Origin of the sequence: Salininema proteolyticum (genome assembly GCF_042685645.1) — a bacterium.
GTDB lineage: Bacteria > Actinomycetota > Actinomycetes > Mycobacteriales > Micromonosporaceae > Salininema > Salininema proteolyticum.
The window spans coordinates 4,899,583-4,915,934 of the sequence record NZ_JBHUNX010000001.1 but is presented as its reverse complement, the minus strand read 5'-3'; the positions used below and the strand labels follow the sequence as shown (position 1 = coordinate 4,915,934).

General features: G+C 68.6%; 15 protein-coding genes. 6 read left to right on the top strand and 9 right to left on the bottom strand.

Annotation, left to right across the window (positions count from 1 at the left end; all coding sequences use genetic code 11):
- Positions 1-146 precede the first annotated feature (146 nt).
- From ACFTE1_RS23010 to sucD, 4 genes are all read left to right on the top strand, one after another.
- A complete protein-coding gene (locus ACFTE1_RS23010) occupies positions 147-1,205 on the top strand; it encodes a hypothetical protein (protein ID WP_380619001.1) in 1,059 nt (352 codons plus the stop codon).
- Positions 1,206-1,317: 112 nt separating this feature from the next.
- Entirely contained in the window at positions 1,318-1,740 is a 423-nt protein-coding gene (locus ACFTE1_RS23005; protein WP_380619003.1) for a cobalamin B12-binding domain-containing protein, read from the top strand.
- Between the two features lie 929 nt (positions 1,741-2,669).
- A complete protein-coding gene (sucC, locus tag ACFTE1_RS23000) occupies positions 2,670-3,848 on the top strand; it encodes an ADP-forming succinate--CoA ligase subunit beta (protein ID WP_380619005.1) in 1,179 nt (392 codons plus the stop codon).
- A 2-nt stretch (positions 3,849-3,850) separates the two neighbouring features.
- Positions 3,851-4,738 carry a succinate--CoA ligase subunit alpha gene (sucD, locus tag ACFTE1_RS22995; RefSeq protein WP_380619007.1) on the top strand — a complete coding sequence of 296 codons (888 nt, stop codon included), beginning with the start codon at positions 3,851-3,853 and terminating at the stop codon, positions 4,736-4,738.
- A gap of 73 nt (positions 4,739-4,811) precedes the next feature.
- Here the strand turns inward: sucD and ACFTE1_RS22990 are convergent, their stop codons facing one another.
- The 4 genes from ACFTE1_RS22990 to ACFTE1_RS22975 all read right to left on the bottom strand — a co-directional run bounded on the left by ACFTE1_RS22990 (position 4,812) and on the right by ACFTE1_RS22975 (position 11,262).
- On the bottom strand, positions 4,812-5,696 hold the full coding sequence (locus tag ACFTE1_RS22990) for a hypothetical protein (protein ID WP_380619009.1): 885 nt from the start codon (positions 5,694-5,696) through the stop codon (positions 4,812-4,814).
- Positions 5,697-5,863: 167 nt separating this feature from the next.
- On the bottom strand, positions 5,864-6,769 hold the full coding sequence (locus tag ACFTE1_RS22985; RefSeq protein ID WP_380619011.1) for a hypothetical protein: 906 nt from the start codon (positions 6,767-6,769) through the stop codon (positions 5,864-5,866).
- A 127-nt stretch (positions 6,770-6,896) separates the two neighbouring features.
- Positions 6,897-10,130: a S41 family peptidase gene (locus tag ACFTE1_RS22980; protein WP_380619013.1), complete on the bottom strand. Its 3,234-nt coding sequence runs from the start codon at positions 10,128-10,130 to the stop codon at positions 6,897-6,899.
- An 85-nt stretch (positions 10,131-10,215) separates the two neighbouring features.
- The gene (locus ACFTE1_RS22975) at positions 10,216-11,262 is read right to left on the bottom strand and encodes a UDP-N-acetylmuramate dehydrogenase (RefSeq protein ID WP_380619015.1); all 1,047 of its coding nucleotides are present in this window, start codon (positions 11,260-11,262) and stop codon (positions 10,216-10,218) included.
- A gap of 46 nt (positions 11,263-11,308) precedes the next feature.
- Between ACFTE1_RS22975 and ACFTE1_RS22970 the strand changes: the two genes are divergently transcribed.
- Positions 11,309-12,034, top strand: coding sequence for a hypothetical protein (locus ACFTE1_RS22970; protein WP_380619017.1), 726 nt, complete (start codon positions 11,309-11,311; stop codon positions 12,032-12,034).
- A 25-nt stretch (positions 12,035-12,059) separates the two neighbouring features.
- Here ACFTE1_RS22970 and ACFTE1_RS22965 read toward each other — a convergent pair whose 3' ends face one another.
- The 5 genes from ACFTE1_RS22965 to ACFTE1_RS22945 form a co-directional block, all read right to left on the bottom strand.
- A complete protein-coding gene (locus ACFTE1_RS22965; protein WP_380762951.1) occupies positions 12,060-12,635 on the bottom strand; it encodes an ABC transporter ATP-binding protein in 576 nt (191 codons plus the stop codon).
- A gap of 16 nt (positions 12,636-12,651) precedes the next feature.
- A complete protein-coding gene (locus ACFTE1_RS22960; RefSeq protein ID WP_380762893.1) occupies positions 12,652-12,903 on the bottom strand; it encodes a hypothetical protein in 252 nt (83 codons plus the stop codon).
- Positions 12,904-13,152: 249 nt separating this feature from the next.
- Positions 13,153-14,142, bottom strand: a complete 990-nt coding sequence (locus tag ACFTE1_RS22955; protein WP_380619021.1) for an endonuclease/exonuclease/phosphatase family protein — start codon at positions 14,140-14,142, stop codon at positions 13,153-13,155.
- A 117-nt stretch (positions 14,143-14,259) separates the two neighbouring features.
- Positions 14,260-15,177 carry a rhomboid family intramembrane serine protease gene (locus tag ACFTE1_RS22950; protein WP_380619023.1) on the bottom strand — a complete coding sequence of 306 codons (918 nt, stop codon included), beginning with the start codon at positions 15,175-15,177 and terminating at the stop codon, positions 14,260-14,262.
- Positions 15,178-15,310: 133 nt separating this feature from the next.
- Complete coding sequence (locus tag ACFTE1_RS22945) at positions 15,311-15,826, bottom strand: peptidylprolyl isomerase (protein WP_380619025.1); 516 nt, start codon at positions 15,824-15,826, stop codon at positions 15,311-15,313.
- A gap of 114 nt (positions 15,827-15,940) precedes the next feature.
- Here ACFTE1_RS22945 and ACFTE1_RS22940 point away from each other — a divergent pair, with 114 nt between their 5' ends.
- Complete coding sequence (locus ACFTE1_RS22940) at positions 15,941-16,315, top strand: hypothetical protein (RefSeq protein WP_380619027.1); 375 nt, start codon at positions 15,941-15,943, stop codon at positions 16,313-16,315.
- The last annotated feature ends 37 nt before the right edge of the window (positions 16,316-16,352 follow it).

The window sequence follows — 16,352 nt, the reverse complement described above, 5'->3', positions numbered from 1 at the left end:
AGTCGGTGCGCGGAGACGGAATGTGACGCAAGCCGGTAAGCTGTGGGAGACGAGGCATCGTCGCGGAGTCCCGCGCGGTCGGCGCACTGCGGTGGGGCGGCGGTGTTTCGGCCCGTCCGTTAACCTTCGGCTTGGAGACAGACCTTATGAGCCACCCAGAAGACAGCAACCGGGAAGAGGAAGAGGGAGGCACCTTCAAACTCAAGCCCGGAAGCGGCGGCGCCCCCTCCCCCGCCCCTGCGGAAGAAGCAGAGAACGCGGACTCCACCATGAAGCTCCGCGCCGTAAAGGGGGACGCCTCCGGCGGTTCGGGCGCTCCCGGTGAGATTCCGCCTCCCCCGCCCTCGCCGCTGGGCAACCCCACCGGCCCCGACCAGGCCGGGCCCCTCGACGACCCGGCCAGCACCCAGGTGATCCCGCCGTCCATGCGGGGTCCCGCCTTCCAGCCTCCCGGAGGAGCGGCCCAGGGCCAGCCTCCGATGCAGGGGCAGCCGCCGCAGGGCCAGCCGGGCCCGTACGGCCCTCCGCAGCAGATGCCTCCCCAGCAGGGGCAGATACCCCCGGCCATGGGCGGCGCACAGCCGGCCGGACCGGAGGGGACCCTCAAGAAGATCAGCCTCTTCAACTTCATCGCGGGCGGGGCGGGCATCGGATACGCCGTCCTCCTCATGGTCGTGGTGGCGAACGTCGGGCTCGGATTCTCGCCCTTCGCCATCGTCTACCTGCTGACTTCGGGCGCCGTGCTCGGAATCGGCTTCATGGCCCCGCGCGGCATGCTGCGGACGAAGAAGATGCGGCAGGGAGCCGTCGGCACCATGGGCGCCCACGGATTCATGGCCTTGATGCAGCTGCTCACCCTGTTCGACAACATCAAGCTGCTGCCGGGCTGGTTCAGCTTCATCGCCCTCGTCATGCTGATCGGCGTCGTCGGCGCGACCGGCTGGGGCATGTACCTCTTCTTCAAGGACGAGGAGACCCGCCGCTGGTTCAACGGCGCTCCCCCGTCCATCGCGGCCATGGGACCGGGCGGAGGCGCCATGCCGCCTCCCGGCGCGCAGATGCCGCCTCAGCAGGGAATGCCCCCTCAGGGCATGCCTCCCCAGCAGCCCGGAGGCCCCTACGGGCCGCCTCCGCAGGGCGGCCCGGGAGCGCCCGGCGGGCAGGTACCGCCACCTCCGCCTCCGGGGCAGCCGTACGGAAACTAGAATCTGACTAGAAGGACGCGCGCGCCGCGACCCGGGCGCGCGTTCCCAGTCGGCTCGACGCCGCCATTTCGGCGACGGCCGCCCACGCCAAACCGCACAAGGAGGTGCCGCCATGAATGAGGAGTCGAAAGCCGCTCCCATTCGCGTAGTCGTAGCGAAAGTCGGCCTCGACGGCCATGACCGAGGGGCCAAGGTGGTCGCGCGAGCTCTGCGCGACGCCGGTATGGAGGTCATCTACACCGGCCTGCACAACTCGCCCGAGCAGGTCGTCGCCACGGCCCTGTCCGAGGACGCCGACGCCATCGGCCTGAGCATCCTCTCGGGCGCCCACATGACCCTCTTCCCGAAGGTCGTGGAGCTGCTCAAAGAGCAGGGAGCCGAGGACGTGACCGTCTTCGGCGGCGGCATCATCCCCGAGGAGGACGCGGCGGCGCTGGAGTCCGGCGGAGTTGCGAAGATCTTCGGCCCGGGCGCGCAGACCACGGAGATCAGCTCCTGGGTCCGCGACAACATCGGCCGGTCGCCGGTCGCCTAGGGCCCGCACCGACACTCCCCGCGGTCACATAACTGCTGTTCACGGCCCCCGAGAGAATTTTCGGAGAAAATTTTTTCGGGGGCCGTAACCTATGCTCCGGACGCCTCGTTCTTATAAGTAGATATACGCCACACTTCAGCGGTCGCCCCTCGCGGCGACTTGACTGGGCGTAAGGACACGACGACGAATGGGAGCCGGATTCCGGACACCAGGGGCGCGCCGACACGCGAATACCCCTTGTATCCAGGGCCCGTTTCCAACATTTGAGCTAGACCACACAACGCCGATGCCCTATCGAATGAGGGGTGGCGATATGGCATCGTGCTATTGGACTTGAGCATTTGAGGGGTGTGCTCAAGTCTGTTAAAGGGAGCCGGACGTTTGAGGGGTATGTCCGGCTCCCGCCTATTAAGGCCGGAAATCCTGGTTTCGACCGGATTTCCGGCCTTATTTCATGCCCGCACTCTTTCCCCGGCCGACGGCCGCTTCCCGCACCCGCGACCACCTGCGAATCCAGTCGAAATCCGCCCGGATTCCGCCACGGGAACACGATCGGTTCGCGAAACAACACTCCAATTCCGCACCCCACTCCCGGACGATACGGCGGCAGCCCCGCCAATTCCCGCCGAAACCGGGCGAATGCACTACGGCACTGAAAGCGCGGAATGGCCCGAACTGAAACAGGTGACCGTTTCAAGCCCACTGCGGCCAAGGTCTCGCACGAAAGCGTCACATCACGCTCTCCCACGCTCGCCGTTTATCGGGACTCGCGTTACGCTGCAGAAATAGGACGTCTCATGACCTGATTCCGCACCGGCGCGGCAGACCCGTTGCCGCGCGGCGGGTGGGTCGGCGGAGCGGTCGAGACCGCCCCGCCCGGCGAGACGCCATTAGGTCGAAGAAGACAACCGAGTGGAGCGGACTCTACAGTGGATCTGTATGAATACCAAGGTCGCGCCCTGTTCGCCCGTCACAATGTGCCGGTGCTGGACGGCGGCGTCGCCACCACCCCCGAAGAAGCGGAGAAGCTCGCCGAGTCCATCGGCGACAGGGTGGTCGTCAAAGCGCAAGTCAAGGTCGGAGGCCGCGGCAAGGCCGGCGGCGTCAAGCTCGCCGAAGGCGTGGCCGAGGCCAAGGAACACGCGACCAACATCCTGGGGATGGACATCAAGGGCCACACCGTCGAGAAGGTCATGCTGACCGCGACGGCGGACATCGCCGAGGAATACTACTTCTCCTTCCTCCTGGACCGCGCGAACCGCACCTTCCTGTGCATCGCCTCCACCGAGGGCGGCGTCGAGATCGAAGAGGTCGCCGAGAAGACGCCCGAGAAGGTCGTCAAGACCCCCATCGACGCGGGCAAGGGCGTCACCCCCGAGCTGGCCGGCGAGATCGCCGACAAGGCCGGGTTCCCCGCCGAACTGCGCGACCAGCTGGTCAACACGTTCGTCAAGCTGTGGGAGGCCTTCGTCGCCGAGGACGCCACCCTCGTCGAGGTCAACCCGCTCGTCAAGACCCCCGAGGGCAAGGTCCTCGCGCTCGACGCGAAGGTCACCCTCGACGAGAACGCCATGTTCCGCCACAGCGAGAACGAGGAGTTCGAGGACAAGTCCGCCGTGGACCCGCTCGAGCAGCGCGCCACGGAGAACGGCCTCAACTACGTCAAGCTCGACGGCGAGGTCGGCATCATCGGAAACGGCGCGGGCCTGGTCATGTCCACCCTGGACGTGGTCTCCTACGCCGGCGAGAAGCACGGCGACGTGAAGCCCGCCAACTTCCTGGACATCGGCGGCGGCGCCTCCGCGGCCGTCATGGCCAACAGCCTCGAGGTCGTCCTGTCCGACCCGCAGGTCAAGAGCGTTTTCGTCAACGTCTTCGGCGGCATCACCGCTTGCGACGAGGTCGCCAACGGCATCCTCGAAGCGCTCAAGATGCTCGACGACCGCGGCGAGAAGGTCGAGAAGCCGCTGGTCGTCCGCCTCGACGGCAACAACGCCGAGAAGGGCCGCGAGATCCTCGTCGGTGCTGGAAACCCGCTGGTCAACCAGGTAGACACGATGGACGACGCCGCCGACAAGGTCGCCGCGCTCGCCAATGGGGAGGCATAAGAATGGCTATCTTCCTTGATGACAACTCGAAGGTCATCGTCCAGGGCATGACCGGCTCCGAGGGCATGAAGCACACCCGCCGCATGCTCAAGGCCGGCACGAACGTCGTCGGCGGTGTCAACCCGCGCAAGGCCGGCACCAAGGTCGACGTGGACGGCACCAGCCTTCCCGTGTTCGCCTCGGTCCAGGAGGCCATGGCCGAGACCGGCGCCAACGTGTCCGTCGTCTTCGTGCCCCCGGCCTTCTGCAAGGCCGCCGTCATCGAAGCCGTCGACGCCGAGATCCCGCTCGCGATCGTCATCACCGAGGGCATCCCGGTGCACGACTCCGTCGCGTTCTGGAACCACGCCGAGGCCAACGGCAACAAGACCCGCATCGTCGGGCCGAACTGCCCGGGCATCGCCTCGCCGGAGAAGTCCAACGCGGGCATCACGCCCGCCGACATCACCGGCTCGGGCCCCATCGGCCTGGTCTCGAAGTCCGGCACGCTGACCTACCAGCTCATGTACGAGCTGCGCGACATCGGCTTCTCGACGTCGGTGGGCATCGGCGGCGACCCGGTCATCGGCACCACGCACATCGACTGCCTGCAGGCCTTCCAGGACGACCCGGAGACCAAGGCCATCGTCATGATCGGTGAGATCGGCGGAGACGCCGAGGAGCGCGCCGCGGAGTACATCAAGGCGAACATCACCAAGCCGGTCGTCGGCTACATCGCCGGGTTCACCGCTCCTCCCGGAAAGACCATGGGCCACGCGGGCGCGATCATCTCCGGCTCCGCCGGAACCGCGGACGCGAAGAAGGAGGCCCTCGAGGCCGCCGGCGTCAAGGTCGGGAAGACCCCGTCCGAGACCGCCCGCCTCATGCGCGAGGTCATCGAGAACCTCTAAGGCGCTGAGACGCTTCAGAGCCTGAGAAGGGGGCCGACCGGATTCCGGTCGGCCCCCTTCCGCGTTCTATGGCCTATTCGTCGAGCAGGAGCTCGTCCAGCTCCTCTACCTCGATGATGTTCCCCTCCGGAGCCGTCGGCGAGTAGTCACCGTCCCACTCGGCGATGTCGATGGCGTACTCCACCGGGTACTCGCCGAGATCGTCGTAGACGGCGGTGGCGGAGAAGGAGAGTCCGGAGAAACGTCCCTCGTCGTCCATGGTCACGGTGACCGGGATGCTCTCCTCTCCGACCGTCTGGGGACCGTAGAGTCCGAACAGCTTCACGAGGTCCACCGCACCGGTTTCCAGCGAGCCCTCGAACGTTTTCGCCTCGGTCTCTTCGACGTCTGTGATGTTGCCCAGGATCATCTCGGCGTTGACGTCGATGTCCACCGGCTGGTACGCGAGGCGCTCCATGCCGGCGTCGACCTGGTCGGCGGGCATGTGGACCCAGAAGTCCTCTCCCAGCTTCGGTTTCAGAATGGCGCCCATGCCGCCCTTCATCTGGTGGTAGGCCTCGCCGCCCACAGTGGTCGTCTTGGCGACCATATCGGTCATCAAGGTGTCGACCATGACCTTCGCCTTCTCGTCGTCCGTCTGCCCTTCGAAGGCCTCGGGGGCGAGCTCCTTGAGAACCGAACTGTAGGTCAGCGTCTCGAGGTGGCCGTTCTCGTCGTCATCGAACTCCAGGAGCCCCTCGAGGTACTGGAGGCCGCCCAGGTCCATGGACATTGTCGCCCCATAGGGAGCGGCGTCGAGGCTTTCGAGTGCGGCTTCGACACCCGTGGCCGTGTCCCCGGCGGTGTCGGCGCCTTCGTCGACGGAGCCGTCGCTCTTGTCGTCGTTGCAGGCGGTCAGCCCGAGGGCCAGAGTGAGCGCCGCCAGTCCGGATCCGGCGGTCTTCCAACGGTTCGTCATGTCGTTCCTCTTTACGGGGGATGGCAATACCTTGCGCACCGATGGTAACCGGACCGTTCCCATCTTCGGAGGGCAGTGGGACGCTGGGGGTTCAAGGCACCGGAGGACGGAAGAGGCCGGCCCCTCACCGGGACCGGCCTCTGGAAAGTTCTCTGTGGACGAGGGACCTACTGGCCCATCGTGTCCATCATCTCCTGCTGGTACTCTTCCCAGCTCTTCGTCTCACCGGAGGGAGCCTGGATGTCGTAGTCCCCGCCCCACTCCGTGACGTCGATGGTGAAGTCGGACTTGAGCACTCCGGCCTGCTCCGAGGTCATGTCGATCGCGAAGGACAGCTCGTCGAGGCGGTCCTGGTCGTCGAGCTTGACGGTGACGACGGTGTCGGAGGCGCTGACCTCGCCCAGGGCGGTGAAGAGGTCGCCGGTGGCCTCGCCGCCGGCCTTGAGGGTGCCTTCGTACTCGTTGTCGCCGACCTCCTCGACGTCGTCGAGCTCCTCCAGGATCGCGTTCGCGTCTCCGGCGATGTCGACCTGCTTCTGCTCGGCGCCGGCCTGCGCCATGAGGGCGTCCATCTCCTCGGCGGTCATGTGGACCCAGGCCTCGTCGGCGCTCATCTGCATGTAGACCTCGCCGTCCACCATGACGGTGGAGGACTCGACGTCCTGGAACAGGCCGCCCATCATCTCGTCCATCATCTGCTGCTCTTCAGCGGACATGTCGGAGGTGTCCATGTTGTCCACGATGGCCGACATCATGATCTTGGTGTCGCTCTTGTTGTTCTTGTCGTCGACGAACTCCATCGAGCCGTCCATGAAGGGGCTGCCGTTGAGGTCCATGGTCAGGGTCGCGGCGTAGGACTCGGACTCGAATCCCCTGGCGGCGGCCTGGACGGCCTCGGCCGGGGCGAGCGAGCCGCTGTCGGAGCCGGAGTCCTTCGTGCCTTCGGCGGAGCCGTCGCCCTTGTCGTCGTTGCAGGCGGTCAGGCTGAAGGCCAGGCCGGTCGCGGCGAGGCCGACACCGAACCTCTTGGTGGACGTGAGAACGAGGGCCGACGTGGGTCGGGAGGTCTTCATCGCGTGGTACTCCAAGTCAGGTTTTGGTTTCCCGGTTGCGGGGTCAATGATAGGGAGAGGCCTCCGGGCGTTGTATCCCCAAAAGATGCCTCTCCCCCATCATACGGTCGTCTATGACACCCGGACGCTACCGCGTCCCGTTGTCGCGCGGAGGCAGGGCGGGAGGCGCGACGCTCTTCGGCTCCTGGAGGTCGGGCGTGTAGTAGCCCTTCTCCTCGATGTCCTTGAGCACCACCTCGATGGCGCGCTCCAGCTGCGGGTCGCGCCCGGCGGCGAAGTCGTCGGGCGTCATCGGCACCTCGATGTCCGGGTCGACACCGTAGTTCTCCAGCCCGAACCCGACGCCGTCGACGTGGCAGGCGGCCTCCGGCTGGGTCACGATCGTGCCGTCCGCCAAGGCGAAGCGCGGGTTGATGCCCACGACGCCGCCCCACGTGCGGGTGCCCACGAGAGTGCCCATGCCGCGCTCGCGGAACGTGTGCGGCCCGAGGTCCCCGTCCGAGCCGGCGCGCTCGTCGATGACGCCGACGAGCGGACCGCGGCGCCGCAGGCCGTGCAGCTGGCCCGGAAGGCCGTTGCGGAAGGCCATGGAGCCCTGCGGAACCGGCTGCAGACGGTCCCACAGCAGCTGCGAGACGTGTCCGCCTCCGTTGCAGCGCATGTCGACGACCAGGCCGTGGCGGGACGCCTCGGCCTGGAACGACCGGTAGAACTCGCCGAATCCGCGCGGCCCCATGTCGGGGATGTGGATGTAGCCCACGCGCCCGCCGGTCGCCTCGTGGACGATCCGGCGCCGGGACTCGACCCAGTCGCGGTAGTAGGCCGGCTGGGAGTCGCCCATCGGGCGCACCGCGACCGACCTCGGCTCGCCGGAGCCCCGCTGGACGGTCAGCTGCACCTCGCGCCCGGCCTGGTTCACCAGCAGGCTCTCGGGCGGGGTGTCCGCGTCGAGCGCCTGCCCGTTGACGGCGAGCACCTTGTCCCCCGGCTCGACATTGACGCCCGGCCGGTTGAGCGGGGAGGTCGCCGCGGGGTTCCAGGTGTCGCCCTGAACGATCCGCTCGATGTGCCAACCGCCGTCGCGGAACGAGAAGTCGGCGGCGAGCGCGCCGACGGGGTACTCGGTCTGGTGGTTGTAGTCGCCGAACATCTCGTAGGCGTGCGAGGTCCCCAGTTCGCCCTGCAGTTCCCAGACGAGGTCGGAGAACTCGCCGCGCGATCCGACCCTTTCGGCCAGGGGCGCGTAGCGGTCGAAGACGGAGTCCCAGTCGACGCCGCCGGTCGCGTCCTGCCAGAAGTGGTCGCGCTCCAGGCGCCAGGCCTCGGCGAACATCTGCGGCCACTCGGCGGAGGGCACGACGGACAGCTGGAGGCGGGAGAGGTCGAGCCAGCCGGACTCGCGGCCGGGCTCGCTCTCCTCGGGGAGTTTGGCGTCGGCCTTGACGACGCGGAAGCCGTCGCCGGAGCGGTAGGCGAGGGTGGAGCGGTCGGCGGAGGCCCACACGGTGTCGACCTTCTCGGCGAAGGTCTCCTTCTTCCCGGTGGTCAGGTCGATCGACAGGAGGGTCCCGTCGCCGCTGCCCGAGGCGCGGTGCCCGTGGGAGCGTTTGAGGACGAAGAGCTTGTCCTTGCCGGACACGATCTTCTGGTAGACGCCGGGGCCGGCCGGGGAGGGGACGGACCGGCGGGTGAGGCCGTCGAGGTCGATGTGGACGTCGGCGGTCTCGTCCTCCTTGTCCTTGCCCTCCTTGGACTCGGCGCCCTCGGCGTCGGGCTCTTCGCCGGAGGGCACGTACGGCGCGGCGGTGTCCGTGGCGAGCACGGCGGTGTAGGGCCGCCGTCCCTCGGGGAAGTGCAGCGCGAAGTCGAGGGTGTCGTAGGTCGGTTCGTACTCGCGGTCGGCGAAGTAGTGGAGGAACCGTCCCTTGGGGTCGAACTCGGGCCCGGACTCGCCCAGGACGTGCTCGGCGGCCTGGTGCTCGGTGCCGTTCTCGACGTCGTAGAGGTAGAGGGCGGTGTAGTTCAGGACGCTGCCGTACTCGCCGTCGTGGCTGGGCAGTCCCTTGGCGTAGGAGACCCACTTGCCGTCGGGGGACACGGCCAGGTCTTCCATGGCGCGGGTGTCGGAGTCGGCGATCAGGCGCGCGTGGACGGTCTCGCCGGAGAGGTCGAGCAGGTAGACCTCGGTCCGGTTGTTGAGGGCCACGGCCTTGTCGCCCTTGGGGAACGACACGAGTTCGATGACGCGTCCCAGGTCGGTGGCGCATTCGAGCTTCTCGGCGGTGCCGTCGGCCTCGAAGCGGACGAGGTACTCCTCGGCGTGGCGGTCGGAGCCGAGGGCCAGGAGCCTTCCGGTGTCGCCCAGCCAGGTCGGCAGGCGGTAGGCGGTGCCGTCGCGCTCGCCCCACTGGACGACCGGGCCGTCGAAGGGGTGGAAGGCGAAGAGCTTGCCGCGGGTGACCATGGCCAGGCGCTTGCCGTCGTGGGAGAGGGCCAGGTGCTGGAAGTACTCGGCGGGGTCGGTGAAGCGGCGGGCCTTGCGCGTCTCGGTGACGGGGACGTCCACGTCCACGCGCCGGGGCTGGTCCTCGGAGGGGTCGAGGACGTAGAGCTCGCCGCCGGCGGAGTAGGTCAGGCGCTCGCCGTCGGTGGAGAGGTTGCGGGCGTAGTGGCCCTCGTGGTCGCTGTGCCGCTTGAGGTCCGAGCCGTCGAGCAGGCAGGAGTAGACGTTGCCGTGCCCTTCGGCGTCGGTGATGAAGAAGAGGCGGTCGCCCACCAGGCAGGGCGACTCGGGGTTGCCCTCGATGGAGCCCATGCGGTGGAAGGACTCGGCGCCGGGGCGGCGGATCCAGATCTGGCCGACCGTGCCGCCCCGGTAGCGCTTCCAGTAGGCGGGTCCTCGGCGGGGGTCGCCGCGGTAGAGCAGCAGGGTTCCGTCCTCCGCTTCGCGCAGCATTCCGCCGCGGCCCCACTCCGTGCGGGTCGGGGCCCCGCCGTCGGCGGGAACCTCCCACAGTTCGCGCTCTCGGGCGTCCATGGTGCCGTGGTTGGTGCCGTAGCGGATCGCGGAGCCGTCGGCGGACCAGGCCACGGAGCTGACGACGCCGCCCTGGTGGGTCAGGCGTCGGGGTGCTCCGCCGGCGGCGTCCATGACGTAGACCTCGCTGGGACCCTCGTCGGTGCCGATGAAGGCCACGCGGGTCCCGTCGGGGCTGATGGCGGGTTGGGTGCTGGATCCGCGGCTGTAGGTGAGGCGGCGCGCGGGACCGCCGTCGGCGGGGACGGACCAGAGGTCGTCCTCGGCGGTGAAGATCAGCTCGCCCCCGTGCAGGGACGGGTGGCGGGGGTAGGCCGAGACCATGAATCCTCCTGGGGTGAAAGTCAACAGATATCCCACACCCTAGACATTTCCCTGCCGGGCGGCAAGGGCCTTTGGGAGGATTCCGCTACCAGCGGACGCCGACGAAGACCGGTTCGGGGCGGAGCTTCACGCCCGCTTCGAGGAAGACCATGTCGGAGATGTGGCGGGCGAGCGCGAGCACGTCGGCCGCGGTCGCGTCGCCGCGGTTGGTCAGCGCGAGGACGTGCTTGGTCGACAGCCCGGCCTCGCCGAGGCGGAACCCCTTGGGGAAGCCGGCCCGGCCGATCAGCCACGCGGCGGAGAGCTTGACGCCCTCGCGGACGGCCCAGTTGACGGGTTCCTCGCCGAGGGTCTCCGCGATCCGGGCGAAGGTGCGCTCGCTGACGACGGGGTTGGTGAAGAACGATCCGGCGCTCCAGGTGTCGCGGTCGTCGGGGTCGAGGACCATGCCCTTGCCGCGCCGCAGTTCGAGGACGGTCCGGCGCACGTCGGCGGACTCGGCGCGGTCGCCGACGGACACGCCCAGGCGTTTGGCCAGTTCGGCGTAGCGGACCGGCTGCGACAGGGGCGTCTCCTCCAGTCGGAAGGTCACGTCCATGACGAAGTGGCGCTGGTTGTGCTTGAAGACGGAGTGGCGGTAGGAGAAGCCGCATTCGGCGCCGCTCATGGTGCGGACCTCGTCGGTCTCGCGGTCCCAGACGCGGACGGACTCGATGGTCTCGGCGACCTCTTGGCCGTAGGCGCCGACGTTCTGGATGGGGGTGGCCCCGGCCGAGCCGGGGATGCCGCTGAGGGCCTCGATGCCGCTGAGGCCGTTGTCGACCGTCCAGCGCACGAAGGAGTCCCATTCGCGGCCGGCGTCGACGCGGACCCGGCCGCCGCCGAGCGGTTCGAAGGCGCCGTCGACGAGCCGCACGACGCGCCCGGCGAAGCCGCCGTCGCCTATGACTAGGTTCGACCCTCCAGCCAGGACCAGGGAGTTCTCGCGTTCGCGCAGCGCCTCCAGCGCCTCGGAGGGACTCTTGGCCTCGACGAGCTCATCGGCGGGCCCTCCGACCCGCAAGGTTGTAAACTCGGCAAGTGTCCGGCCGGAAGAGACTGCGTCGCGAGCATTGGTCCCAGCGTCTGTCATTCCACCAGCCTAAGCTGTAATCAAGACTCATGAAACGGTGGTAGGTATGTCTCCCATCACGGATTACGCCTCGTTCCTCCGCGGGACCGCCGCCGAGGTCCTGGAGATCGCCGAGGGCGACCACCTCCGTCCCCTGCCCTCGCGCCCCGGTCAGACCGTCGCCGACGCGATGGCCGAGCTGTCGGCGTGCTACGAGTGGGCGGCCGAGACGCTCGAAGGGCGCGCGCAGGCTCCGGAGCACGACTTGACGGTGGTTCCGGACACGGTGCTGTCCGATTTCAAGGCTTCATTGAACCGGCTCCTGGCCGTTTTGGAGGAGCATCCCCCCTCGAGCCCGGCGTGGACGTGGTCGCCCGGGCGCGACACCGCCGCGTTCTGGCACCGGCGCTGCTCTGTGATCACCGCGCTGACGCTGTGGGACCTCTCCATGGCCTCGGGGGCGACCGTCCCGCTGGACCAGGGTATCGCCGTGGCCGCGATCGACGAGGCCCTCGACTCCTTCCTGCCCGCCGGGAAGGGGCTCCACCCGGTCTCCGAGGCCCAGGGCCTGGTACAGCTGTTCGCGCAGGACGCGGACCGGACGTGGTTCGTCCGGTTCACCGACGGGAAGGTCGCGGTGCTCAGCGGGGAGCCCGAGGCGGGCACCGAGCTGCAGGCCCGCACGGCGGGCTCCGCCTCGGACCTGGCGTTGTCGCTGCACGGCCGGCTGCCGTTCGGCATCACCGACACCGTCGGGGACGAGAGGCTGCTGCAGCGGATCCGCGTGGAGTAAGCCGGGGACCGCCGCGAGGTGCGCCTCAGCGCGCCGCCATACTGCCCTCTTCCAGTACTCCGTCCCTGATCGTCACGGTCCTGCCCGCTCGGGCGGCCACGTCCGGGTCGTGGGTGATCATGAGGACCGTGAGTCCTTCGCCGTGCAGGCGGTCGATGGTGTCGAGCACGCCGGCGGCGGTCTCGGAGTCGAGGCTGCCGGTCGGTTCGTCGCACAGCAGCAGCGACGGTTCGGTCGCCAGCGCCCGAGCGATCGCCACCCGCTGCCTCTCTCCGCCCGACAGGGTCGTGGGCAGGGCGTCCACCCGGTGGGAGAGCCCCACCTGGCGGAGTTTCCCGTGCGCTATCTCCCGGCGCCTGCGGCGCGGTATCCCCCGGTAGACCAGCGACATGGCCACGTTGTCCGCGGCGGTCCGGTGCGGCATGAGGTGGAAGGACTGGAACACGAATCCGATCCGGTCGGCCCTCAGCCGCGTCACTTGGCGTTCGCCGAGGTCCGAGGTGTCGGAGCCGTCCAGCCGGTAGGCGCCGGAGGTCGGGCGGTCGAGCAGGCCCAGGATGTTGAGGAGGGTGGACTTGCCCGATCCGGAGGGGCCGACGATGGCGGTGTACTCGCCCTCACCGACACGGAGCGAGGCCCTTTTGAGGGCTTCGACCGGCGGGGGGGCCGGGATAGGTCATGGCCACGTCCTCCAGCTCGATGAGCGCGGGGACCACGGCGGGGAGGAGGACCGTCGCGTCGGGTTCCGGTTCGGGGGTCGAACGCGGCTCCACGCTGAAGGCCGGCAGGATCTCGGTGGCGGCGTCGCCGGGGCCCGGAGGAGGGGGCTGCGGAGGACCGGACGAGCGCTCACGCGGAACTTCTGTCACGTCTGCTAGACGCCCGTGGCGGCGCCGTGGTTGCGCCCGCCACATTGGAAAACTCCGAGATGGCCGAACCGCTGGTCAGAGTCCTCGCGGAATCCTCCCGAGGGGTCGACTCCCCGACGGGGACCGTTCACTCCGAAGGGCGGTAACGCTGCCGGGGGCGGTTCCCCGCCCTCTCGGCGGCAAAATGGTGCGGTTCGCCGGTGGCCTGTTCGTTTCCAGCGGTCTCCCGCCCTTTCGGTGGCAAACCGCCTAGAAGCTGAAGTTCGCCCTGATCGGCAGGTGGTCGGAGCCCGTCTCGCCCAGGACGGCCGAGTCGGTCGCCGTGAGCCCCCGGAACAGGATCTGGTCGATGCGCGCGGCCGGGAAGTACTCCGGCCAGGTGAACCCGAATCCCTTTCCGGCGGCGGCGTGCGCGGACCGGAGCTGGTAGGTGATCGGGGCGAGGGCGCTGTCCTGCATGGTCCCGTTGAGGTCGCCGGCGAGGACGACCCGGTCGAGCTGCTCGTCGGCGATGGCGTTGCCGAGGAGCCGGGCCGTCTCGTCGCGCTGTTCGATCGTGAACCCCTCGGTGTTGACGCGGACCGACAGGAGGTGGGCGACGTAGACGGCCACGGGTTCGCCCTCGATGTCGATCTGGGCGCGGAAGGCGCGCGTCCAGCCGATGCCCAGGTCGACGGGCTCGGAGGCGGAGACCGGGTACTTGGACCAGAGTCCGACGGTGCCGTAGTCGACCGCGTTGGGGTATCCCTCCCCCAGGACCTCGTCGTAGACGGCCCGCTTCTCGGGCGTGAGCTCGACGCCGACGATGACGTCCGCTTCGGAGGCCGCCAGCGAGTCGGCGGTGGACCGCACGTCGGTGTTGCCGGCCTTCACGTTGTGGGTGACGATGCTGAAGTCGCCCTCGCCGGTCGACTTGTCGGGAATGAGGCCGCCGAACATGAACGCCCACACCACCGCCGGGATCAGCACCGCGGCGATCGAGACGATCGACCGGCGCCACACGGCCCAGACGAGCAGGATCGGGACGGCCAGCCCGAACCACGGGAGGAAGGTCTCCACGAGGCTTCCGACGTTGAACCCGGCGTTCGGGATGAAGCGGTGGCCCTTGAGGATGCCCGCCAGGAGGAGGGACAGCGCGACGATGACCGCTGTGCCGGCGATTCCCGCGCGGCGGCGCCGCCGCGGTTCCTGCTCGGGCCCGGTCTCGGCGGGTCCGCCGTGGTCCTCTGGTGGGTACATCGTGTCCCCTCTCGGCTCAGGGCGCGTGGCGGGCACGCGCCTGTCCATATCGGTCGTCAGGGGTGCGGATGAGGCCGGGGGACTGGGCCTCGGTGCGTTTCCGCCGAGCGGCGCCGGTCAGGCGGAGACTCCGGCCGCCGAGGTGATCATCCCCGTCTGGAGCAGGGTGGCGACGCCCATGGCGGCCAGTAGGAGGACGAAGCCTACCCACTGCATGGCCGGGCTCTTCCGCTGGGGTCCCAGAGTGAGGATCGCGCCGCACGCGAGGCCGCCGACGAGACCGCCGATGTGCCCCGTCCAGGAGATGTTGGACGAGCCGACGAAGGTGATGAGGAGGTTGAGGCCCAGCAGGACGTACAGTCCCGTGTTGTCGCGGCTGAGCTTCCGGTTGACCAGGAGCATGACGCCGAAGAGGCCGAAGATGGCGCCCGAGGCGCCGGCGGTGAGGGACCCGGGGGCGAAGTAGTAGGTCAGGACTCCCCCGGCTATGCCGGAGAGGAAGTAGACGGCGAGGAAGCGCGCGGGGCCGAGGTCCTTCTCGAGCACCCGGCCGATGATCCACAGGACGATCATGTTGAAGGCGAGGTGGACGAGGCCGTAGTGGAGGAACATCGAGGAGAGGAAGCGGTAGTACCCCCCGAAGGACACGCTGGGCCACAGTTCGGTGGTGCCGAAGGGCGCCGCGGCGATGTAGTTGGGGTCGCCGTAGAAGGAGAAGGCCGCGTGCAGGGGCGTCAGCTGGCCTCCGAGGATGTCCCCCATCCCGTAGGCGACCATGCCGTAGAGGAAGATCGCGACGTTGACCCCGATGAGGGTCATGGTGACGAGGCCCTTGGCGCCGAGGCCGCTCTCCCCGCCCAGGACGGGGCGGCCCTGGCGGACGGCCCGGTTGCCCTCCCGCACGCACTCGGGGCACTGGAAGCCCACTGGCGCGTCGTTGCGGCACTCGACGCAGATGTGGCGCCCGCAGCGCGTGCAGCTGAGGTACGTCTCCCGCTTGGGGTGCCGGTAGCAGACCGGTCGGTTCTCGTCCATGGGTGCCCTTCTCCTAGGAGCGCGCGGCCAGTGGTCGGTCCCTAAAGACTAGCGGGTCTCCGCCCGGAACGACGATGCGCTGTGCCCCTTGCCCGGGCGGGCGAGCGGCACAGCGCATCGGATAAGAATCCTCTTAGGAGTGCTTGACGGTCACGCTCTGGATGGCGATGTCCTGGACGGGGCGGTCCTGGGCCCCGGTCTGCGTCGAGCCGATGGCGTCCACGACCTGGCGGCTGGCGTCGTCGGAGACTTTGCCGAAGATGGTGTGGCGGCCGTTGAGGTGCGGCGTGGGCCCCAGGGTGATGAAGAACTGGCTGCCGTTGGTGCCGGGGCCGCGGTTGGCCATGGCCAGCAGGTGCTTCTCTCCGAAGTGGAGGTCGGGGCTGATCTCGTCGTTGAACTCGTAGCCCGGGCCGCCCGCGCCGGTGCCGGTCGGGTCGCCGCCCTGGATCATGAACCCGTCGATGACGCGGTGGAAGATGACGCCGTTGTAGTAGGGCCCCGTCTTCTTCTCTCCGGTCTCGGAGTCGGTGTACTCCTGGGTGCCCTCGGCGAGGCCCACGAAGTTCTTCACCGTTTTCGGCGCCTGGAGGTCGAAGAGCTCCAGGTTGATGTCGCCCTTGTTGGTGTGCAGCGTTACGTCTGTCATGGGACCAATGGTGCCAGAGGCCGGAGAGTCCGCCTACTTTCTCGGGGTTTTCCAGGTCGGGTGTCACAAATCAGGGCAGTATGAGGGGCAGAGCGAATCAAAGGAGGCTTCATAATGGGTTTCTGCCGTAAATCGCCTGCCAGCGTCAAGGATTCGCTGGCCGAGAGCGCACGGCACTTCAAGGACGCCGCGGTGTCCGCCGGCGGGCAGGCGCGTGACGCGGCGACCCCGCGGGTCCAGATGGTGGTCAACAAGCTGGGCGTGCCCCGCAAGAAGAAGACCAACTGGCCGGCGGTCGCCGCCGCGGTGTCCATCGGCGCCGTCCTGGCCGGGGCGGTCACCTACCTCGCCTACCGGCGCCGGACGGAGAGGATCGGCGAGCAGCTGCTGGCCGACGAGATCCTCGACGACACCGGCAGCTGGGACCGGGTCGACGCGTCCGGGGCCGAGAACGACGCCGAGGAAGAGGTGCCGTCCGAGGCCAAGTGACAGCGCCCGCATTCCCCTCGCGGACGGAGAGAGGGCC